Below are 22,564 nucleotides of genomic sequence, written 5' to 3'. Positions count from 1 at the left end.
GGCGGGTTCCCGTCGCGGGTCAGGAGGTGGTGGCGTCCCCGGTGAGGGCGGGCGGCAGCAGCCGGACGGCGGGCTTCGTGCCGTTCGCGAGGATCTCGCAGATCATGTCGGTCGCCGCCGCTCCGATGGCCTCGGCGGGCACGGCGATGCTGTCGGCGAGGCCGGGGACCGAGCGCGCGACGTCGTCGGGGCACAGGGCGACGACGGCGAGCTCGTCGCCGCGTTGCCGCCCCCGCTGCGCGATGGTCGTGGCCACATGCGGGAGCGCACCCTCGTTGTGGACGAAGAAGCCGGTGATCCCGGGGTCGTCGGTCATCACATCGGCCACCGTCGTGACCGCTTCGGCCGTGCTCGGGCAGGCGTGGACGGTGCCCACGACGCCGTTCGCCTCGCACGCCGCGAGGAATCCGCGGGCGAGCCGGTCGGCGTACGAGGTGTGTCGCGCCATGACCTCCAGCGGCGAGCCGATCAGCGCCAGGCGGCGGTGTCCGAGCGCGACGAGCCGATCGACGGCGAGCCAGCCGGCCGCCTCGAAATCGAAGTCGACGCACGGGATCGCGCGACGCCCCTGCGGCAGGCCGATCAGCACGCTCGGATGGTCGAGCCCTGACAGGGTGTCGATGCGGGGGTCGTCGGACTCGACGTCCATGACCAGCAGCGCATCCACCATCGAGCCCTTCGCGGCGCGCTGCAGCGCCTTGGAGTCGTCGCTGGCCAGCAGCAGGATGTCGTAGCCGTGCTTGCGTGCCTGCGTGACGACGCCGGTGACGATCTGCATCACGACGTGGACGTCGACGCCGGTGCGCAGCGGTGCCTGCAGGCCGATGACGTTGGTGGACCGCGAGGCCAGCGACCGGGCGCCCGCGTGGGGGCTGAAGCCCAGGTTGTCGATCGCCTTCTCGACCCGGTCGCGCGTCTCCTGCGAGATGGCGCGCTTGCCGCTCATGACGTACGACACGGTCGAGATCGATACGCCTGCCGCCTGTGCGACGTCCGCGATCGTCACCATGAGGTTCCCCGTCCTGCTAGGTCGAGCACCCGCGTCTCGCCGGGGGCGAGGTCGCTGGTGCCCATCGGACCGTCCGGCCCGTACACATTCATTGTCGCCGCTCGTGCGCCCGCGCGGAGACAGGCGCTCACGAGTCGTCCGCCGGCCCATTCCAGGTCGACCGACACGTCGCCGCGCACCCGGATGCCGCGCACCGCTCCGTCCGGCCACTGCGGGGGGAGCGCGGGCAGCAGCCGCACCCGCACCGACCCGGCGCCACCGGCATCCGGGCCGTCGTCGAAGGACTGCACGAGCGCCTCGGCGATCGCCGCGGTCAGGCCCAGGTTGCCGTCGATCTGGAACGGGGGATGCGCGCTGAAGAGGTTGGGGTAGAGGCCGCCGCGGTGCCCGCCGCCGGCCGCCTCGGCCGGCCGGAGCGCCATGCGCACGTGCTCGTGCACGGCGGCGCCGTCGCCGAGTCTCGCCTGCATCGCCGCGCGCCACGCGAGGGCCCAGCCTGTCGATTCGGGGCCGCGCAGGCGGATCGACTCCGCGGCCGCACGGGCGAGCCCGGGCGTCGCCTCGGGGGTGATCTGCGCGTACGGGAACAGCCCGACCAGGTGCGACAGGTGCCGGTGCAGCGGCTCGGCCTCGGGACGCTCGCGGTCCCACTCGAGCAGGTCGCCGCGGGCCGACACGCGGGGGCCGGGGAGCGCCGCGGTGCGCGCGGCGAGGTCCGCGACCCACGGCTCGTCGACACCCAGCACCACGGCGGCGCGACCGCACACGTCGGCGAGCTCGCGCAGCAGCGCGACGTCCATGGTCGCGGTCACGCCGACGCCGCGCTCGTGGCCGTCGGCGTCGAGGTAGTGGTTCTCGGGCGAGGTCGACGGGCTCGTCCAGGCGCGCTCGTCGTCGCCCTGGATCCACGACAGCGCGAACGCCGCCGCGGACGCGAGTACGGGCCACGCCTCGTCGCGCAGGTAGTCGCCGTCGCGGCCGTACGCGAAGCGGTCCCACAGGTGCAGGGCGAGCCACACGCCGCCGAGCGCCCAGTTCGCCCATGCCGGGTCGCCGTGCCCCGCGCCGACCGGGGCGGCGAAAGCCCACGCGTCGGAGTTGTGATGCGCCACCCAGCCGTCGGCGCCGTACAGTTCGCGGGCCACGACCGGCCCGGTCGTCTCGGACAGTCGCCGGGTGAACCGCAGCAGCGGCTCGTGGCACTCGGCGAGCCCGGTGGTCTCGGCCGGCCAGTACGCCATCTGGAGGTTGATGTTCGTCGTGTACGCGCTCGACCAGGGGCCCGGCAGCTCCGCGTTCCACAGGCCCTGCAGCGTGGCCGGCAGTCCGCCGGGCTGCGACGAGGCGAGCAGCAGGTACCGCCCGTAGTGGAACACCAGCGCGGCGAGCGCCGGGTCGTCGTCCTCCTGCGCGCGCTGCACGCGCTCTGCCGTGTCGAGTCCGCTGTCGAACCCGGGCAGCTCCAGCGCGCACCGCTCGTACTGTGTGCGGTGCGCGGCCTCGTGCGCGGCGCGCAGCTCGTCCGGATCGGTGGAGGGGATGCCGCCCACCAGCGCCGCGGCGCGCTCGATCGCACCGGTGCCGGGGTCGGGTTCGCCGGGCAGCGACGGGGCGGCGGCCGTGCCGACCGCGAACAGATGCGCGGTCGCCGGGTCCGTGACCAGCGTGTCGCCGTCGATCTCGGATGCGCCGAAGTGGCGCACGACGACGGCCCCGTGGCGTGCGGAGGCCTCGTCGTAGCGGACCGGCTCGTCGGGGTGCTCGTGGCCCGGCGCCACGTCGACCGGGAACCACCAGTCGTTGGCGAGAGCGCCGTCGCGGGCGTGCGCCGCGCTCTTGGCGCGCAGCAGCGATGCGACGTGCACCCGCACCCGCACCGGGGCGTCGGCGGTGATCTCGTGCAGGATCGCGCCCGTCACGAGGTCCGCCCACGTGCGGTGCCGCACCGCGATGCCGTCGAGCGCGTACTCGTGCGTGGCGACCCCGGTGCGCAGGTCCAGGCGCCGCGAGTGCGGCCGGCCACCCCCCGGCCGCCCCGCGGAGCGGGGAACGAGCGAAGACGAAACGCGGTGAGCCGATGGAGAGAACTCCGCCACGCGGGAGTCGCCGGACGGCCGGCTCCGGTGGGCGGCTTGCGACGACGTTTCGTCTCGCTCCGCTCGCTCAACGACCGGGAGCTCCACGTCCACATCCACCCACCCGAGCGGGAGATACGCCTGCACCCAGGGTGCCTGCATGCGCTGCAGAAGCGCTTCCGCGGCGTCGAGGTCGCCTGCGTCGAGTGCTTCGCGTGCGGCGTCGAGAGCGCCCGATCCGCGCACGGCGACATCCTCGAGCGGGTCGGCCGCGGCGCGCCCCGACCAGGCCTCGATGTCGTTGAGCCACAGGCGCTCGCCGCCCGACAGGCCCGCGCACATGGCGCCGCGGCGCCCGTTGCCGACGGGGTAGGCGTCGAGCCACTGGGCCGCCGGTGAGGACGCGCGAAGCTCGTGGAGCGCCTCGGAGGGGGCCGGCGGGACCGCATCTTCGCGGCGCGTGGACATCGTCACACCCTTAGTATATCGTCTCGGTGTTGAAGCGCTTCGAAAGTTCTCAGAAGCTTTGGGATCCGCCTTCAGAAGACCCGTCCTCGACCGAAACTCAGCGAAGAGGTTCCCCGTTCCATGGTCAGCACCCCGATCCCGCGTCGCTCCGACGCGCTCGCGCCGCTCACCGCCGACCTCGGCGTCTGCTTCGGCGGCGACTACAACCCCGAGCAGTGGTCTCCCGAGGTCTGGCGCGAGGACGCGGAGCTCATGGTCCGAGCCGGCGTCAACCTCGTGACGGTCGGCGTCTTCAGCTGGGCGCGCCTGGAGCCGAACCCGGGCGAGCGCGACTTCGCCTGGCTCGACGAGGTTCTCGATCTGCTGCACGCGCACGGCATCGCCGTCGATCTCGCGACGCCGACGGCCTCGCCGCCGCCGTGGATGGGGATCGTGCACCCCGAGACGCTCCCCGTGAACCCCGACGGGGTGGCGCTCGTCGCCGGCTCCCGCAATCAGTTCACGCCGGCATCCCGGGTCTACCGCGACTACGCGATCGCGATCGCGACCGATCTCGCCGAGCGCTACCGCGACCACCCGGCGGTGCGCATGTGGCACGTGGGCAACGAGTTCGGGCAGATCGACTTCGGCCCCGAGGCCGCGCGCGAGTTCCGGCTGTGGCTGCGCGAGCGGTACGGCACGATCGAGGCTCTCAACGAGGCGTGGGGGACGCTGGTGTGGGCCCAGCGTTATCGCGACTTCGACGAGATCGTGCCGCCGCGGCGCATGCCCTACCTCGTGAACCCGGCGCAGTCGCTGGACTTCCGCCGGTACACGTCGTTCGCGCTGCAGCGGGTGTTCGCCGAGCAGCGCGACGCGATCCGCGCCGCCGGTGCGACCCAGCCGGTCACCACGAACTTCATGGGGTTCGAACCGCTCACCGACCTGTGGTCGTGGGCCGACGAGGTCGACGTCGTCGCGGATGACCAGTACCCCGACCACGCGTCGCCCACCGCCGCGAGCGACGTCGCGCTCATCCAGGACCTGATGCGCTCGCTGGGCGGCGGACGCCCGTGGGTGCTGATGGAGCAGGCCCCGAGCGCCACGTCGTGGCGCCCGCACAATCTGCCCAAATCCGCCGACCGCTCCCGGCTCGACTCGCTGCAGGCGGTGGCCCGCGGCGCCGACGCGGTCTGCTACTTCCAGTGGCGGCAGGCGCGCTCGGGCGCCGAGCGCTTCCACTCCGCGCTGCTCCCGCACGCCGGCGCCGACACCGAGGTGTTCCGTGCGGCTGTCGGGCTCGGCGCCGATCTGCGGCGACTGCGGCCCGTCACGGGCGCGCGGGTGGCAGCATCGGTCGCCGTCCTGTTCGACTGGGAGTCGTGGTGGGCGGGCGAAGAGCCCGGCCGCCCGACCAGCCGGCTCGACACGCTCGAGCAGGTGCGCCGGTGGCACCGCGCGCTGTGGCGCCGCGGCATCGCGGTCGACCTGGTCCGGCCGGGCGCCGATCTGTCGGCCTATCGCGCGGTGCTGGTGCCGCACTCGTACATCGTCGAGGTGGATGCCGCCGCCGCCCTCCGCGCGGCCGTCGAGGCCGGCGCGAGCCTGGTCGTCGGCCCGTTCTCGGGGGTCGCCGACAGCAACGCCGCGATCCTGCAGGGCCGCTCGCCGGTGCTGCTTCGCGACCTCCTGGGGGTGAGCGGCGAGGAGTGGGTCGGCCTGCCCGACGAGCCGACGTCCGTGACCGCGGAAGCGGCATGGACGACGGTGCCGGCGGTCGCGCTGGAGGCCGGCGTGCTGGGCGAACGGCTGCGCGCCGACGGCGCCGACGTGCTGGCCCGGTTCGACGGCGGACACCTCGACGGCGCCCCCGCGATCACGCGGCACCGCGCCGGCGCGGGCACGGCCTGGTACCTGGGCGCGGTCGTGTCGGACGACGCGCTCGGGGCCGTCCTCGACGACGCCCTCGATGCGGCCGGCGTCTCGGGCGTCACCCCCGATCGCGTGCTGCCCGACGGCGTGGAGGCCGTGCGGCGCGGCGACGCCCTGTTCCTGCTCAACCACGGTCGGACGACCGGGCTCGTGACAGTGCCCGGAGCCCGGCGGGATCTCTTGTCCGACGCGGACGTCGACGGTCAGGTCACCCTGGCACCCGGCGCCGCCATGGTGCTCATCGAAAGGCACGCACAGTGAAGTTCACCGATGGCTACTGGCTCACCAGGCCCTCGCTCACCCCGCTCTACGCCGTCGAGGTCGACGACATCCGTCTCGATGAGGCCGCCGGCACGATGAGCGTGTACGCCCCGACCGCGGTGATCCGCGATCGCGGCGACACGCTCAACCGCCCGATGCTGACCGTCGTCTTCTCGGCCCCGGCGCCGGGCGTCGTCAAGGTGCACGTCGAGCGCCACGCGGGTGCCGTGCATCGCGGGCCGGACTTCGAGATCCGTGCCGCCGAGGGGTTCCGCCCCACGCTGCGGCTCGACGACGAGTGGGGCGTGCTGGAGGCGGGATCGCTCAGCGTGCGTGTCGCACGCTCGGGGCCGTGGCGCGTCGAGTTCGTGAGCGACGGCCGCGTGCTCACCACCTCGCTGCCGCGTTCGGTCGGGCACATGACCGGAACCGGGCAGCTGCGCACGCCCGTCGACCCGACCTGGGTGCACCAGCAGCTGACGATCGAGCCGGGCGAGCGCGTGTACGGCCTGGGCGAGCGCTTCGGCGCGTTCGTCAAGAACGGCCAGACCGTCGACACCTGGAACGCCGACGGCGGCACCTCGAGCGAGCAGTCGTACAAGAACGTGCCGTTCTACGTCACGAGCCGCGGCTACGGCGTCTTCGTCGACAACCCCGGCAACGTGTCGTTCGAGCTCGGCAGCGAGGTCAACTCGCGCGTGCAGTTCTCGGTCGACGGCGAGTCGCTCGACTACTACGTCATCGACGGCCCCGAGCCCAAGGACGTGCTGCGCCGCTACACCGAGCTGACCGGCCGCCCGGCGCGCGTGCCGGCCTGGTCGTTCGGCCTGTGGCTGACCACGTCGTTCACCGCCAGCTACGACGAAGACACCGTGAGCGCCTTCGTCGACGGCATGGCCGAGCGCGACATCCCGCTGTCGGTGTTCCACTACGACTGCTTCTGGATGCGCGAATACCAGTGGACCGACTTCGAATGGGACTCGCGCGCCTTCCACGACCCGGTGGGGCAGATCTCGCGCATGCACGAACGTGACGTGCATGTGTCGGTGTGGATCAATCCGTACATCGCGCAGCGATCGGCACTGTTCCGCGAGGCCGCCGACGCCGGCTACCTGCTCAAGCGCACCGACGGCAGCGTGTGGCAGTGGGACCTGTGGCAGGCCGGCATGGGACTGGTCGACTTCACGAATCCGGATGCCGCCGCCTGGTACGTCGGCAAGCTGCAGGGCCTGCTCGACCAGGGCGTCGACACGTTCAAGACCGACTTCGGCGAGCGGATCCCGGTGGACGGCGTGGTGTGGCACGACGGATCGGACCCGCAGCGCATGCACAACTACTACGCCAAGCTGTACAACGAGGTGGTGTTCGGGGCGCTGGAGCGGCACAAGGGCGTGGGCAACGCCGTGGTGTTCGCGCGCTCGGCGACCGCGGGCTCGCAGCAGTTCCCGGTGCACTGGGGCGGCGACAGCGACTCGACATTCCTGTCGATGGCCGAGTCGCTGCGCGGCGGACTGTCGCTGGCGATGTCGGGCTTCGGGTACTGGAGCCACGACATCGGCGGCTTCGAGGGCACCCCCGACCCCGGCCTGTTCAAGCGCTGGCTGGCGTTCGGACTGCTGTCATCGCACTCGCGCCTGCATGGCTCGTCGACGGTGCGCGTGCCGTGGGCCTTCGACGACGAGGCTGTCGACGTGGCACGAGAGTTCACCAAGCTCAAGATGCGGCTCATGCCGTATCTCGCCGGCGCGGCCGAGCAGGCCCACACCGACGGCACGCCGATGATGCGGCCGATGGTGCTGGAGTTCCCGGGCGACCGGTCGGGGTTCGACGCCGACACGCAGTACATGCTCGGCGACGCACTGCTGGTGGCGCCGGTGTTCACCGCTGAGGGCACCGTCGAGTACTACGTCCCCGAGGGGGAGTGGACCTCGCTGATCGACGGTTCGGTCGCGGCCGGCCAGCGCTGGATCACCGAGACCCACGGCTACGACTCGGTGCCGCTGCGCGTGCGGCCCGGCACCGTGCTCCCGTTCGGCGCCGTCGACAGCCGCCCGGACTACGACTGGGCCGACGGCGTGACCCTGCGCTGCTTCGCACTGCCCGACGGCTACGACGCGGTCACGACCGTGCCCGGTCACGACGGCACGGCCACCACATCGTTCCGGGTGCGTCGCGAGGGCGCCACGATCACCGCGACCTCCGACGACGCCCGCGCCCCGTGGGCGCTGCAGGTGGGCGACGAGGTGGTCAGGGGAGAGGCATCCACGTCCCTCACGATCGAGCTCGAGGAGGCAGGACGATGACCGGCGCCACCACCGACGTCCCCGTGTTCCGGCAGATCGACCGGCCCCTCGCCGAACGCGCGCGCGACCTGCTCGGCCGGCTGACGCCCGAGGAGCGCATCGCGATGCTGCACCAGGTCGCCCCGGCGATCGGGCGGCTGGGCCTGGCCGAATGGCACACCGGGTGCGAGGCGCTGCACGGCGCCGCGTGGCTCGGCCGCGCCACGGTCTTCCCGCAGCCCGTCGGGCTGGCCGCGACGTGGGACGAGGAGCTCGTGCGCCGTGTCGGCGAGGTCGCGGCGGTCGAGGTGCGCGCCAAGCACGCCGAGAACCCGCTCGTGAGCCTCAACGTGTGGGCGCCCGTCGTCAACACGCTGCGCCACCCCGGCTGGGGGCGCAACGAGGAGGGCTACTCCGAGGACCCGCACGTGACCGCCGTGTTCGGCACCGCGTACTCGAGGGGATTGCGCGGCGACCACGAGCGCGTGTGGCGCACGGTGCCGGCGCTCAAGCACTTCCTCGGTTACGACAACGAGACCGACCGGTCGGTGACGTCGTCGGAGATGTCGCTGCGCACGCTGCACGAAGAAGAGCTGCCGGCGTTCCGCGGCGCGATCGAGGCGGGCGTCGCCGGCGGCATGATGCTCGCCTACAACCGCGTTAACGGCGTGCCCGCCCACACGCAGCCCGAGCTCGTCGCCGAGGCACGGACCTGGTCCGACGAGTCGATCGCGGTGGTGTCGGATGCCGGCGCTCCGACGTTCCTCGTGACGACACAGCGCGCACAGCCCGACCACGTCCACGCCGCGGCCGCGCTGGTGCGCTCGGGCCTCGACTCGTTCACCGACAACGACGCGAACTCCGCGCCCACGATCGGGTACGTGACCGAGGCGCTCGCCGCGGGACTCATGACCGCCGACGACGTCGACCAGGCGGTGCTGCGCCTGCTGGAGCTGCGGATCCGGACAGGCGAGTTCGATGGCGACGCCGACCCGTACGCGGGCATCGGTGCCGACGCCATCGACGCGCCGGCGGCGCGCGAGCTCGCACGTGAGGCGGTGGTGCGCTCGGTCGTCGTGCTGCGGAACGACGCCGGGGTGCTGCCGTTGACCGCGACCTCGCGCGTCGCCGTCGTCGGCCCCCTCGCCGACGCCGTGCTCACGGACTGGTACGCCGGCACGCCGCCGTACGCGGTCGGCATCGGCGCCGCGGCCGCCGAGCGGTTCGACGAGGCCGAGGTCGTCACCGGGGACGACACCGTCGCGCTGCGCGCGGTCTCGTCCGGGCGCTACGTCACCGCGGCGGCGGACGGCTCGAGCGTCGAGGCCTCGGCCGAGGCCGTCGGCGAGGAGGCGCTGTTCGACGTGACCGACTGGGGCGACGGCATCCTCACCCTCCGCTCGCACGCCAGCGGCCTGCTGCTGACCGGCGCACGCTGGCCGATGCGGGCCGACGCGAAGCGGGTCGGCGAGTGGATCGTGCAGGAGAGCTTCCGCGCGCACCACCACGCCGACGGCACGGTGTCGCTGCTGCACCTCGGCTCGGGCCGGTGGGTGCGCACGTTCCGCGACTCGGGCCTGCTCGCCGCCGAGGCCGTCACGCTCGACAAGGCGGAGCGCTTCGGCGTGCGCGTCGTGCGCTCGGGCGCCGAGGCCGTCGCCGAGGCCGCCGCGCGCGCGGACGCGGTGATCGTGGCGGTCGGCAACGATCCGCACCTGAACGGCCGCGAGACCGAGGACCGCCCCCACCTGCGGCTCCCCGAGGCGTGGGCCGAGACGTGGCGGGTGGCCCGCGAGGCCAACCCGCGCACGGTGCTCACGATCGTGTCGAGCTATCCGTACGTGCTCGACGGCGCGGCCGCCGCCGAGACAGTCGTATGGTCGAGCCACGGCGGGCAGGAGCTCGGCCACGGCGTCATCGACGTGCTCTCGGGCGACCGCGAGCCCGCTGGCCGCCTGTCGCAGAGCTGGCCCGCCACCGAGCAGCAGCCGGGCGACCTGTTCGACTACGACACTCTGCGCCAGGGCGCCACCTACCGGCACCAGCCCGAGGCGCCCGCCTTCGCCTTCGGCCACGGACTCACCTACACCTCGGTGTCGTACGAGTCGGTGACGGTCCAGGATGCCGTCGCCCCGGCGCCCGCGCCGACGCACCGGCATGCCGGCTTCGCGCCGCGCGAGGGCGACGACGCGGTGCGGGTCACCGTGCGCGTCGCCAATACGGGGGAGCGCGACGCCCAGGAGCTCGTGCAGCTCTACGCCCTGCCGCCGCGCGAGTTGACGCTGCCGGCGCCTCGCCGGCTGCTGGTCGCCTACGCCCGCGTGCTGCTCGCTCCGGGCGAGACCCGCGACGTCGAGCTCGCCTTCGGCGTCGACCGCCTCTCGGTGTGGGACGACGCGGTGCGGCTGCCCGGCGCGGTCGACGACTGGGTCCACCAGGGTGCGCTCCGTGTGCAGCCCGGCGCCTACACGCTGGCCGCGGGGCCTTCGGCGTGGGAGCTGCCGGTCTCGGGCGTGCTGGAGGTCACCGCTTCCGCTCGTTGAGCGCTCAACGACCGGAAGGGTTCGGCCGCTCAACGACCGCGGGCCTACGGCGCCAGCTCGGCCGCCAGCATCCGCGTCTCCTCCGGGGTCCAGATGCGGTCGCCGAACACGTGCCGGTGGGTGAGTGAGAGCTCCTCGCCGGGCGCGAGCACGATGTGCTCGGCGAACGAGGGCGAGGGTGCGAGGATCGGCGTCGGCTCGCTGCGCACGAACCAGCGGATCGCCGGAGCGCCGGTCGACGTGCCGGCGTACGCGAGCACCGTGCCGCCGCCGTCGACCTCGTCGTGCCGCCCGGAGAACGCGACCCACGGCGCCTCGGCGCCCATCACCGCGTCGGCGCCGGTGTCGTCGGCGAAGCCGCCCGCGAGCACGCGGCCGCCGGTCCACGCCCGCGGCATGCGGATGACATAGCCGGTGTAGCCCGCGTTCGGGCGGCCCTGCGTCGTAGGGCTGCCGAGCTCGAGGCCGTGCCCGGCGATGTTGCGGAGCGTCGTCGCGAAGTCGAGGATCCAGAGGCCGCGCTCCGGGTCCACGCCGTGGAAGCGGTGCGTGCGGGTCTCGTCGACCCATTCCTGCCCGGCCTGGGTGATCCAGGTCAGCTGCTCGGCGAACGACACCGCGGGACCGGCATCCACCACGTCCGTGAAGGCGTCGTGACGCATGCGGCCGACGTTGTCGAGCTGCACGTACCCGCTGTCGCGGCGATACGTCGGTCCGCCCCAGAAGTTCTCGCCCGACACGTGCGTCCACGTCAGCTGCAGGCCCTTGTGCCAACGGTGGTCCCACGGCCGGTAGGCCGTCAGGGGAGCGCCGTCGAGCGTGCGGAGGGGATGCAGGAACGGCTTGGGACCCTCTGCGACCGGGCCGCCGCCGTCGAACGCATACCGGGCGATGTCGACGCCGGACACGGTGACGACGGCGTCGGTGTCGTCGAGGCGGAGCGAGAGATCGGTCATGCGTCCATTGTCGCCGAGCGGGGCGGAAAACGCATTCCCAAAAAAGTTCTTGTCATCGCGAGAATCGTGCCGTTACAGTGGCCGGTAGTTTCATCGAGGGTTATTTTTATCCCTGTTCTTGGTGTCGAGGTCGACGCCGGTTGTCACCGCAGAGAGGCGGAGGATGGCTCTGAAAGAAGCGCCCCAGCAGACGGCGCCACCCCCACGGGCGCTGCCCGAGGCGACCCCGCCGCGTCGGCGGAAGTCGTTCTGGCAGCACGTGAAAGACAGCCGCATGCTGCTGCTGATGTGCGTGCCGGCGATCCTGTACTTCATCGCGTTCAACTACGGGCCGCTGCCCGGCATCTGGATCGCGTTCACCAACTTCAACTACACCGACGGCATCTTCGGGAGCCCCTTCGTGGGCCTCAAGAACTTCGAGTTCCTGATCAAGTCGGGGCAGCTGTGGGTGCTCACGCGCAACACGATCCTCTACAACGTGGCGTTCATCGTGCTGGGGAACATCTTCCAGATCGCGATCGCCATCATGTTCAACGAGGTGCGCCTGAGGTACTTCAAGAAGGTCACGCAGGGCGTGATGTTCCTGCCCTACTTCATCTCGGTCGTGCTCATCGGCGTCATCGCGTTCAACATGCTGAACTACGACACCGGCGCGCTCAACACGCTGATCAAAGAGACCGGCGGCGACCCGATCAAGATCTACAGCATGGCCGGCATCTGGCCGATCATCATCATCCTGGTCTTCCTGTGGCAGAGCACGGGCTACGGCTCGATCGTCTACTTCGCGGCGATCATGGGCATCGACAAGGGCTTGTTCGAGGCCGCCGCCATCGACGGCGCGTCGGCCTGGCAGCGCATCCGCTACGTCATCCTGCCGAGCCTCAAGCCGACCTTCATCATCCTGCTGCTGTTCTCGCTCGGCGGCATCATGCACGGCAACTTCGGGCTGTTCTGGAACCTCGTCGGCAACAACGCGGCGCTGTTCCAGACGACCGACATCATCGAGACCTCCGTCTACCGGATGGTCATGTCGCAGAACAACTTCACGACGTCGACGGCCGTCGGCCTGTATCAATCGCTGTTCGGCTTCGCCATCGTGCTGCTGGCGAACTGGATCGTCCGAAAGATGAACAAGGACTATGCCCTCTTCTGATCTGCTGCTGCCGTCGGCGACCGAGACGCTCACCACCGTTTCCGGCAAGCGGCGCACGCAGCGCTGGTGGACGCGGTCCAACCGCGCGCGTCCGGTCAAGCTCGCCCGCAGCGACTACGCGCTCCGCGGCATCTCGTACGTGTTCATCACGTTCTTCTCGCTGTTCTGCCTGCTGCCGTTCGTCCTCATCCTGTCGGCGTCGTTCTCGAGCGAGTCCGCGATCCGCGAGAGCGGGTTCGGCTTGTTCCCCAAAGACTTCACCCTCGACGCATACGAGTACATCTTCGCGGCGCCGCAGCAGATCCTCGGGTCGTACATCGTCACGATCACGATGACCGTCACGGGCACCGCGGTCGGCCTCATCATCATCGCGATGACGGGCTACGCGCTGTTCCGCCAGGACTTCCGCTTCCGCAACCAGATCACGTTCTTCATCTACTTCACGACGCTGTTCTCGGCCGGTCTCGCCCCCACCTTCCTGTGGGTGAGCCGAACGCTGGGACTGCGGGGCAGCTACCTCGCGGTCTGGCTGCCGCTGCTCATGACGCCGTGGCTCATCATCCTGATGAAGAACTTCATGCGCACCGTCCCGTACGAGGTCATCGAGTCGGGCAAGGTCGACGGCGCCGGCGACTTCCGGATCTTCTGGCAGCTGACGCTCCCGATGATGAAGCCGGCCCTGGCCACTGTCGGGCTCTTCCTCGCCCTCGGCTACTGGAACGAGTGGTACCTGTCATCGCTGTATCTCGGCTCGACAGTCGAGTTCAAACCGCTGCAGTACTACCTCTACAACATCATCAACACGGCCAACGCCCTGCGGAACTCCGTCGCCGGCTCGAACGTGAGCATCACCGATCTGCCGAGCAACACCCTCAAGATGGCCAGCGCCGTGCTCGCGACCGGGCCGATCCTGCTCGCCTATCCGTACGTCCAGCGCTACTTCGTCAGCGGCATCACCGTCGGCGCAGTGAAGGGCTGACGTCCCCCGACGACACGGTCCGCCCTGATGCGGACCGTGATCCGGGATGCCGCACGCCGAAGCATCCCCTGCACGTCCCCACCAAGAGATGAGAGCCGAAGGAGCCTCACATGTCACACCGAATCATCAAGGGAGTCGCCGCCCTGGCGGCGCTGGGCCTCAGCGCCGGGGCGTTGGCGGGCTGCACCGCCGACAGCAGCGACGACTCCACGGGCAAGCCGACCGAGATCACCATGCTGGTGCTCGGCGACAAGCCCACCAACGGCCGCCTCGAGGCCATGCTCGACAAGCTGAACGAGAAGCTCGTGAAGCAGGCCAACGCCAAGCTCGACCTGTTCTATGTCGAGTGGGCCGACTGGCAGACGCAGTACAACCTGCAGCTGCTGTCGGGCGACGACAACGTCGACCTCATCACGACGGCGACCGACTGGCTGTACGCGTGGGAGAACGCCGACAAGGGCGCCTTCCTGCCGCTGACCGAGGACATGCTCAAAGAGAACGCGCCCAAGACCTGGGCGCAGGTCGACGCGGACGGCGACTGGGACCTCACCAAGCTCGACGACCAGATCATGTTCATCCCCGAGGACAACTACACCCAGTACACCAACCACGGGTTCTTCTACCGCGGCGACTGGGCCACCGAGGCGGGCTTCGCGGACGGCGAGATCACGAAGTTCGAGGACTTCACGAAGTACTTCCAGTGGATCAAGGCCAACAAGCCCGACGCCTACCCGTGGGATGTCGCGGGTGCGGCCAACGGCGAGGCGGCCCTCACCGGCTACCTCCAGGGCCACACCGATCTCGGGACGCTGCAGGGCGTGAGCGCCGGCAACTACGCGCCGTTCCAGATCTCGGCGTCCGACCCGTACGAGGTGACCTCGTGGTACATGGACAGCGACGAGCTGGTCGACGCCGCCGAGCTCACGAAGGAGTGGAACGACCTGGGCGTGTGGCGCGAGGACGCGCTGAACTACGACGGCGACACGCGTGAGGAGTTCTACGCGGCGCTCTCGGGCACCGACCAGCACCACACGCAGACCTTCATCGGCCAGATCGTCAACAACATGACCACGAAGCAGCCCGGCTCCGACCCGAAGATGTTCTACTGGGGCCAGGAGAACGGCAACCTCTTCAAGGACATCAAGACGCACGGCGCGATGGCGGTCAGCGCGAACTCGAAGAACCCCGAGAAGGCGCTGCAGGTGTACGACCTCATCCGCAACGACGAGGCGGACTACGACCTGCTCAACTTCGGCATCGAGGGCACGGACTACATCCTCACCGACGACGGCAAGCTCACCTACCCCGAGGGCTACGACTCGTCGACCGACTCGCTCGGCTCCAATTTCTGGGCCGGCCGCATGGACGAGTTCGAGTACCCGAAGCTGACGGACGCGCCGAACAAGGACGACATCTACGCGAGCCTCGACAAGGTCGCCGGGGACTACCCGTACTCGACGCTCATCGTCGACAAGTCGGCGATCGACCCGACGCTCGCGGCGATCGGCGGCGTGCTGTCGGAGTACATCCCGCAGTTGGAGTACGGCAAGTTCGACGACCCCGCCGCGGCGGTCGCCGAGATGCGCCAGAAGCTGAAGGACGTCGGCTTCGAGGACGCCCGCGCCTCGATCCAGTCCGACCTGGACGCCTGGGCCGAAGACCACAAGGTCGACTGACGGTCCGCTGACGGGCGGGTCCGCGCGCCGCGGGCCCGCCCGCCCCACCCTCCGCACCCCTTCACGAAAGGCAGCCCCGCATGGCGAGCATCTTCGCGCCGGACTCCGCGCTGATGCGGTTCCTCACGCGCATCGCCGACCTGATGCTTCTGAACATCCTGTTCATCGTCACGGCGCTGCCGATCGTGACGCTGCCGGCCGCGCTCACGGCGCTCGACTTCGTGGCGCTGCGCGTCGCGACCGACACCGACCGCACGATCACCGGCGACTACTTCCGCTCGTTCCGGCGGAACTTCCGCCAGGCCACGCTCATCGGACTGCTGCTCGCGGTCGCCGGTGCCGCGCTGGTGGCGTGGTACGTCGTGGTGACCGAGCTCGTGCCGACCGGCGTGCTGCGGTTCGTGCTGCTGGCGGTCTGGTTCGTCCTGGTCTTCGTCGCGGCGATGTGGGCCCTCTACGTGTTCCCGTACCTCGCCAAATTCGAGGGCGGCACCCGCGAGGTGCTGCGCAACGCGCGGCTGATGTCGTTCCGGCATCCCCTCGCTCCGCTCACCGTCATCCTGCTGTCGGCGCTCGCCGTCATCGTCACGATCTTCTCGCCGCAGGCCACCGGCTACGGCATGCTGTGGCTGCTCATCGGCTTCGCCGCGATCGCGTATCTCGGCGCCCTGCTCTTCGCGCGCGTGTTCGAGCGGTACGCGCCGAGCCCGAAAGCCCCGTCCGCCCTCGAAGAAGAGGACTGATCCCCGTATGCGCATCTTCGCCGTAGAGCGGTGGGCCTTCGCGCTCGCCGACGACCGCGACGCCAGGGTCAAGCGTCACGACGACACGTCGTGGCGCGAGGTCGCCCTGCCCCATGACTGGAGCGTCGAGCTCGGCTTCGACCGTGACGCGTCGAGCGGCACCGGCTACCTGCCGGGCGGCGTCGGCTGGTACCGCGCCCACGTGTCGCTCCGCGAGCTCGCGGCGCTCCCCGACCAGCACGTCCGGCTCGCGTTCGGCGGCGTGTACAAGAACGCCGACGTCTGGGTCAACGGGTACCACCTCGGCGGCCGTCCGTCGGGGTGGGTGCCCTTCTCGTTCGACATCACCGAGCTGCTCTCGTACGCCCCCGACGACGATCTCGTCATCGCCGTGCGGGTCGAGCACACCGACATCTCGGACTCCCGCTGGTACAACGGCTCGGGCATCACGCGCGGCGTCGAACTGCACGTCGACGAGGCGGTGCGGCTGCGTGAGCACGGCACGACGGTGACGACGACTTCGCTGGATGCCGCAGCCGCGACGCTCCGGATCACCCACGGGCTGGTGTCCGACGCCGACGTGCCGGTGGCGGTGCGAGTGCGCCACGAGCTCCGCTCGCTGGCCTCCGGCCGCGTGCACGAGTTCGCCGCCGATGCCGTCGTCCCAGCGGCCGGCGAGATCGAGCTCGCGCTCGAGGCGGTCGTGCCCGAACCCGAGCCGTGGTCCGACGCCGACCCCGCGCTGTACCGGCTCACCACGACCCTCGTCTTCCCGGCCGGCGGTGAGGAGCGCCGGTCGACGTACGAGCTGGTGACCGGCATCCGCACCTTCGCCTTCGACGCGGATCGCGGCTTCTCGATCAACGGCGAGCCCCGCGTGCTCAAGGGCGTGTGCCTGCACGAGGACGCGGGCGCGCTCGGGGTCGCCGTGCCGGCCGCGGTGTGGCTGCGGCGGCTGCTGTCGCTGCGGCGGATGGGCGCGAACGCGGTGCGGATGGCGCACAACCCGCACGCCCCCGAGCTGTACGCGCTGTGCGACGCGCTCGGCCTGTTCGTCATCGACGAGGTGTTCGACGAGTGGGAGAACCCGAAGAACAAGTGGTGGCAGGGGCACAACGTGTACCCGCCGCGGCATGAGGGGTATGCCAAGGACTTCCCGCACTGGCACGAGCGCGACCTCGTCGCGACGGTCGACGCACACCGCCATCACCCCTCGATCATCGCGTGGAGCATCGGCAACGAGGTCGACTACCCGAACGATCCGTACGCGAGCCCGCTGTTCGCCGAAATGACCGGCAACAACGACGCGAACAAGCCGGCGGCCGAGCGCGTGTACGACCCGAGCCGGCCCGACGTGCGCCGGCTCACCACGATCGCGCGGCGGCTGGCGGGCATCGTGCGCCGGGCCGACCCGACGCGTCCTGTCACGCTGGCCGCGGCGTTCCCCGAGCTGTCGAGTCGCACGGGGCTCTTCGAGCCGCTGGACGTCGTTGGCTACAACTACAAGGAGCACCTGTACGAGGACGACCACGAGCGCTTCCCCGCCGTGCCCTTCCTCGGCAGCGAGAACGGGCACGGCTACGCTCAGTGGCGCGCGGTCGTCGACCACGACTTCGTCGCCGGCCAGTTCCTGTGGACGGGCGTGGACTACCTCGGCGAGGCGCACGGCTGGCCTGTCCACGGGTCGGGCGCGGGCCTGATGACCCTCGCCGGCTTCGAGAAGCACGCGTGGCACCTGCGTCGCAGCTGGTGGTCGCACGAGCCTGTCGCACACCTGGTGACGCGTCCGCTCGCCGGTGGTGCGGGCGCAGACTTCTGGCGGCACCCGGTCGGACGCGAGTGGGATGCAAGCGCCGCCGGTCCGGTCGAGGTGCTGGTGTTCGCGAACGGCGATGAGCTCTCGCTGTCGTGCGACGGCGAAGAGCTCCCGCTCGTGCGCGACTACGACCACGGCTGGTGGAGCGCCGTCACCGCCGCGCGCCCGGCCCCGCTCGTGCTCGAGTCGCGCCGCGGCGGCGAGATCGTGGCGCGGGACGAACTGCCGGCGCGCGGCGAGGCGGTCCGCCTCGAGGCGGAGGTGTGGATGCCCGAGGCCGAGGCCGTCGCCGCGTGCACGACGGCCGGCATTCCGCAGGGCGACGTTGTGCAGATCGAGTGCACGCTGCGCGACGCCGCCGGCGGGGTCGCGCGCGACGACCGGATGGTCGAGGTGGAGGTCGAGGGCGGAGTGCTGCTCGGCATCGAGAACGGCGATCTCGCCGACAACACCCCGTACGCCTCCGCCGCACGACGCACGCTCGACGGCCGGCTGATCGTGTTCGTCCGCTCTGCGGGCGCGACCTCGGTGCGCCTGCGCGGCGAGGGGCTCACCGCCGGGCTGGTGGTGCTCGGCGCGTGACATACTGGCGAGACTCGACGGTGCAGGAGTGAGCATGGGGGTGCTTCGACGGACGTCGCGCGACATCCGGAGCGATTCGCGGCTGGACGTGCTTCACGCGGTGCTGTCGGCGGGTGAGACGACCCGGAACGAGCTGACGCAGACGACGGGCCTGAGCCCCGCGACAGTGGCGACCGTCGTCGGCGACCTCATCGGCGAGGGCATCGTCGTCGAGACGAAGGTGACAGCGGGTCGCATCGGCCGCCCGACGGCGACGCTCGCGATGAACGCCGCCCGTGGTCGCGTGGTGGGCGTCGACGTCGCCGAGACGTACGTGCGCGCCGTGGTGTTCGACGCCGCGCTCACCCAGCTCGCGCACGCCCAGGTGGCGCGCGACGAGCACGTGCTCGACCCCGACTCGGTGGTCGAGGGGATCGGCCGTGCCGTCGACCTCGTGCTGGCCGAGGGCGGCGTCCGCCGCGACGAGGTGCTCGGGGTGGGGGTGTCGCTGCCGGGACTCGTGCAGGGCCCGAACTCGGTGTCGGTCGTCGTGCCGAACTGGACATGGCACGAGCTCGAGCTCGACAGGCTGCGCGAACGCGTGGGAATGCCGCTGGTGATCGACAACCCGCTGAAGGCGATGGCCACCGCCGAGCTGTGGCTCGGCCGCGGCCGGTACTTCTCCAGCCTGGCGACCATCAACCTCGGCACCGGCGTGGGCGCGGGCATCGTGCTGGAGCGGCGCATCCTCCGCGGCGCGACCAACTCGGCGGGCGAGTGGGGGCACTCGCTGCTCGTGCTCGACGGCCGGCGCTGCCGCTGCGGGCGCCATGGCTGTGTCGAGGCGTACCTCGGCGTCCCCGGCATCCAGCAGACGCTCCGCGAGATCGACCCCGTGCACGCGCTGGTCGGCCTCGGCGAGAGCGACTTCATCGCCGCGCTTGCTCGGGCGGCCGACGATCCCGAGCCCGATCCTGCGGTGACCGAGACGATCGCGCGGACGGCGTACTACCTGGGCTCGGCGCTGGCCGACCTCGTCGCCGTCGTCAATCCCGAGGTCGTCACGCTCACCGGCTGGACGACGTGGGCGCTCGGCGACAAGTTGCTCCCGGCCACGCGCACGCACCTGCGGGAGCAGTCGCCGGGATGGTCGGCGCGCGACCTCCTGCTGGAGGTGTCGACCGTCGGCGGCAACTCGGTGGCGACCGGCGTGGCGACGACCGCGCTGGAGCGCTATCTCGCCGACGCCGGTCTGCTCACGACGCAGATCCCGATCGCCCTCTGAGCGACCGGGGCTCAGGCGCCCGCGAGCGCCTGCGACACCACCTCACGGGCCTCCGCCTGCACCTGCGCGAGGTGCTCGGGGCCGCGCAGCGACTCGGCGTACAGCTTGTAGACGTCTTCGGTACCCGACGGGCGGGCGGCGAACCACGCGTGCTCGGTCTGCACCTTGAGGCCGCCGATCGCCGCGCCGTTGCCCGGGGCGTGCGACAGCTTGGCCGTGATGGGCTCACCGGCGAGCTCGGTCGCGGTGACCGCCTCGGGCGCGAGCCTGCCGAGGGCCGCCTTCTGGGCGGGGGATGCCGGAGCGTCCACGCGCTGGTAGGCCGACGCCCCGAACTCGGCCTCGAGCTCGGCGTAGCGCTGCGAGGGCGTCTTGCCGGTGACCGCGATGATCTCGGAGGCGAGCAGGCACAGCAGGATGCCGTCCTTGTCGGTCGTCCACACCGTGCCGTCGAAGCGCAGGAACGACGCGCCCGCCGACTCCTCGCCGCCGAACGCCACCGAGCCGTCGAGCAGGCCGGGCACGAACCACTTGAACCCGACCGGCACCTCCAAGAGCGGCCGGCCGAGCGATTCTGCCACGCGGTCGATGATCATCGAGCTGACGAGGGTCTTGCCCACGGCGGCGTCGGCCGGCCAGTGCGGGCGGTGCGCGTACAGGTAGTCGATCGCGACGGCCAGGTAGTGATTCGGGTTCATGAGGCCGGCGTCGGGCGTCACGATGCCGTGGCGGTCGGCGTCCGCGTCGTTGCCGGTGAGCACGTCGTACTCGTGACGGCGGCCGATGAGCCCCGCCATCGCGGACGGCGACGACGGGTCCATGCGGATCTTCTCGTCCCAGTCGAGGGTCATGAACCGCCAGGTCGGGTCGACGTCGGGGTTCACGACCGTGAGGTCGAGGCCGTGCACCTCGGCGATGAGCGCCCAGTACTCCACCGACGCGCCGCCCAGTGGGTCGGCGCCGATACGCACGCCGGCGCGGCGGATGGCCTCGACGTCGATGATGTTCGCGAGGTCGCGCACGTACGCGTCGCGGAAGTCGTAGTCGCCGAGCTTGTCGCCGTCGATGTCTTTGAACGGCGTGCGTTCGACGCCCTGCAGGCCCGCGGCGATCAGCTCGTTCGCGCGGTCGGCGATCCAGCCGGTGGCGTCGGTGTCGGCGGGGCCGCCGTTCGGCGGGTTGTACTTGAAGCCGCCGTCGCGCGGCGGGTTGTGGCTGGGAGTGACGACGATGCCGTCCGCGCGGCCGGGGTCGGCGGCATCCCTCCCGCGGTTGTACGCGAGGATCGCGTGGCTGAGAGCGGGGGTCGGCACCCACGCGTCACGCGAATCGACGCGCACGTCGACGCCGTTGGCGACGAGCACCTCGATCGCGCTGCGCTCGGCGGGCAGCGACAGGCCGTGCGTGTCGCGGCCGAGGAACAGCGGCCCTTCGATGCCCTGCGTGCGGCGGTAGTCGACGATCGCCTGCGTCGTGGCGAGGATGTGGGCCTCGTTGAAGCTGCCCGACAGCGAGGAGCCGCGATGGCCGCTCGTGCCGAAGACCACGCGCTGCTCGGCGACCGCGGGGTCTGGCGAGATGTCGTAGTAGGCGGCGATCAGCTCATCGATGTCGATGAGGTCGGAGGGTTCGGCGGGCTGTCCTGCGCGACTCATGCGCCTAGTCTGCCTGGCTCGCGGCCCGCGCGCACGGTTCGTGTCGCGGGCGGACCGGAATAGGCTGGCACGCGTGACTTCCGAGCTCGACGGTACCCAGGACCCCGCCCCTGTGCGTCGCACGTACAGCTATCTGGGACCCGCCGGGACTTTCACCGAGGCGGCGCTGGCCCAGGTCCCCGAGGCTCGCGGCCACGAATGGCGCCCGGTGCGCAACGTCGGCGAAGCGCTCGCCGACGTGGTCGAGGGCCGCTCGGACGCCGCCATGATCGCGATCGAGAACTCGGTCGACGGTGGCGTGTCCACGGCGCAGGACGCGCTGGCGACGATCCCGGGCCTGCGGATCGTGGGGGAGTACCTCGTGCCCGTCGAGTTCGTGCTCGTCGGCCGGCCCGGCGCGCGCCTCGAAGACGTCACCCTGATCGCCGCGCACCCCGTGGCCTATGCGCAGTGCCTGCAGTGGCTCTCGCAAGCGCTGCCGGCGCATGCTCACGTGCCCGCCGCGAGCAACGTCGCCAGCGCCATGGGCCTGCTCGACGGATCCAGCGACGCGGATGCCGCGATCGCCCCTCCGGGCATCCTCGAGCACCACGAGCTCGAGCTGCTCGCCTCGAACATCGGCGACAACCCGAACGCGGTGACCCGCTTCGTGCTCGTCGCGCGGACCGTCGTGCCGCCCGAGCCCACCGGCGCCGACAAGACCTCGCTCATCGTCGAGCTGCCCGACGACCACCCCGGTGCCCTGCTCGAGATGCTCGAGCAGTTCGCGACGCGCGGCATCAACCTGTCGCTGCTGGCCTCGCGGCCGATCGGCGACGAGCTCGGCCGGTACCGGTTCGTCGTCGACGCCGACGGGCACCTGCAGGACGAGCGCATGGCCGACGCCCTCATGGGACTGCGCCGGTTCAGCCCGCGCGTCACGTTCCTGGGCTCGTACCCGCGCGCCGATCGCGCCGTGGTGCACTACCCCGAGCGCTACGCCGACGACGTGTTCGTCGAGGCGCGCGACTGGCTGCGCGGCCTCCTCTCGGGCGAGCCCGCGACCGACTGACGTCGCGCGGTCCGTCTCCGGTCCGACGAACGAGGCGTTCGCGCGGCTCACGTCGATCCCACCCGTCGGTTGTCCGATCCGATGAGCGGGGCGCACTCGATTTGTCGGATCAGACGAAAGGTCGCCGCCGAGCGCTCCTT

14 protein-coding genes are annotated in these 22,564 nt (G+C 71.1%); 10 read left to right on the top strand and 4 right to left on the bottom strand.

Annotated elements, in window-relative coordinates; all coding sequences use genetic code 11:
* Positions 1 to 19: 19 nt before the first annotated feature.
* On the bottom strand, positions 20 to 1,009 hold the full coding sequence (locus ABEA46_RS14930) for a LacI family DNA-binding transcriptional regulator (protein WP_345545422.1): 990 nt from the start codon (positions 1,007 to 1,009) through the stop codon (positions 20 to 22).
* A complete protein-coding gene (locus tag ABEA46_RS14925) occupies positions 1,003 to 3,552 on the bottom strand; it encodes a glycosyl hydrolase family 95 catalytic domain-containing protein (protein ID WP_345545752.1) in 2,550 nt (849 codons plus the stop codon). The genes ABEA46_RS14930 and ABEA46_RS14925 overlap by 7 nt, the downstream gene beginning before the upstream one ends.
* A 120-nt stretch (positions 3,553 to 3,672) precedes the next feature.
* Here ABEA46_RS14925 and ABEA46_RS14920 point away from each other — a divergent pair, with 120 nt between their 5' ends.
* From ABEA46_RS14920 to ABEA46_RS14910, 3 genes are read left to right on the top strand one after another with little or no spacing between them, the layout of a single operon-like run.
* Positions 3,673 to 5,724, top strand: coding sequence for a beta-galactosidase (locus tag ABEA46_RS14920; RefSeq protein ID WP_345545420.1), 2,052 nt, complete (start codon positions 3,673 to 3,675; stop codon positions 5,722 to 5,724).
* Complete coding sequence (gene yicI, locus ABEA46_RS14915; protein WP_345545418.1) at positions 5,721 to 8,027, top strand: alpha-xylosidase; 2,307 nt, start codon at positions 5,721 to 5,723, stop codon at positions 8,025 to 8,027. Before ABEA46_RS14920 ends, yicI begins: the two co-directional genes overlap by 4 nt.
* Positions 8,024 to 10,549, top strand: coding sequence for a glycoside hydrolase family 3 C-terminal domain-containing protein (locus tag ABEA46_RS14910; RefSeq protein WP_345545416.1), 2,526 nt, complete (start codon positions 8,024 to 8,026; stop codon positions 10,547 to 10,549). Before yicI ends, ABEA46_RS14910 begins: the two co-directional genes overlap by 4 nt.
* Positions 10,550 to 10,593: 44 nt before the next feature.
* Here the strand turns inward: ABEA46_RS14910 and ABEA46_RS14905 are convergent, their stop codons facing one another.
* A complete protein-coding gene (locus tag ABEA46_RS14905; protein WP_345545414.1) occupies positions 10,594 to 11,505 on the bottom strand; it encodes a DUF6807 domain-containing protein in 912 nt (303 codons plus the stop codon).
* A gap of 163 nt (positions 11,506 to 11,668) precedes the next feature.
* On the opposite strand from ABEA46_RS14905, the gene ABEA46_RS14900 reads away from it, so the two are divergent.
* From ABEA46_RS14900 to ABEA46_RS14875, 6 genes are all read left to right on the top strand, one after another.
* A complete protein-coding gene (locus ABEA46_RS14900; protein WP_345545413.1) occupies positions 11,669 to 12,658 on the top strand; it encodes an ABC transporter permease in 990 nt (329 codons plus the stop codon).
* Positions 12,645 to 13,637, top strand: a complete 993-nt coding sequence (locus ABEA46_RS14895) for a carbohydrate ABC transporter permease (RefSeq protein ID WP_345545411.1) — start codon at positions 12,645 to 12,647, stop codon at positions 13,635 to 13,637. Before ABEA46_RS14900 ends, ABEA46_RS14895 begins: the two co-directional genes overlap by 14 nt.
* Before the next feature lie 110 nt (positions 13,638 to 13,747).
* On the top strand, positions 13,748 to 15,313 hold the full coding sequence (locus ABEA46_RS14890; protein WP_345545409.1) for a DUF3502 domain-containing protein: 1,566 nt from the start codon (positions 13,748 to 13,750) through the stop codon (positions 15,311 to 15,313).
* 80 nt (positions 15,314 to 15,393) lie between these two features.
* Positions 15,394 to 16,056 (top strand): YesL family protein, encoded by a 663-nt coding sequence (locus ABEA46_RS14885; RefSeq protein WP_345545408.1) that lies wholly within the window; start codon positions 15,394 to 15,396, stop codon positions 16,054 to 16,056.
* 7 nt (positions 16,057 to 16,063) lie between these two features.
* Positions 16,064 to 18,454 carry a glycoside hydrolase family 2 TIM barrel-domain containing protein gene (locus tag ABEA46_RS14880; RefSeq protein WP_345545406.1) on the top strand — a complete coding sequence of 797 codons (2,391 nt, stop codon included), beginning with the start codon at positions 16,064 to 16,066 and terminating at the stop codon, positions 18,452 to 18,454.
* Positions 18,455 to 18,488: 34 nt separating this feature from the next.
* Complete coding sequence (locus ABEA46_RS14875) at positions 18,489 to 19,718, top strand: ROK family transcriptional regulator (protein WP_345545404.1); 1,230 nt, start codon at positions 18,489 to 18,491, stop codon at positions 19,716 to 19,718.
* A gap of 11 nt (positions 19,719 to 19,729) precedes the next feature.
* Here the strand turns inward: ABEA46_RS14875 and pgm are convergent, their stop codons facing one another.
* Complete coding sequence (pgm, locus tag ABEA46_RS14870) at positions 19,730 to 21,373, bottom strand: phosphoglucomutase (alpha-D-glucose-1,6-bisphosphate-dependent) (protein ID WP_345545402.1); 1,644 nt, start codon at positions 21,371 to 21,373, stop codon at positions 19,730 to 19,732.
* Between the two features lie 73 nt (positions 21,374 to 21,446).
* Here pgm and pheA point away from each other — a divergent pair, with 73 nt between their 5' ends.
* A complete protein-coding gene (gene pheA, locus ABEA46_RS14865) occupies positions 21,447 to 22,424 on the top strand; it encodes a prephenate dehydratase (RefSeq protein ID WP_345545400.1) in 978 nt (325 codons plus the stop codon).
* Positions 22,425 to 22,564 lie beyond the last annotated feature (140 nt).

It is taken from the genome of Microbacterium jejuense (assembly GCF_039544225.1).
GTDB lineage: Bacteria > Actinomycetota > Actinomycetes > Actinomycetales > Microbacteriaceae > Microbacterium > Microbacterium jejuense.
Note: the sequence above shows the minus strand (reverse complement) of the source record. Positions and strands in the feature narration are given on the sequence as shown.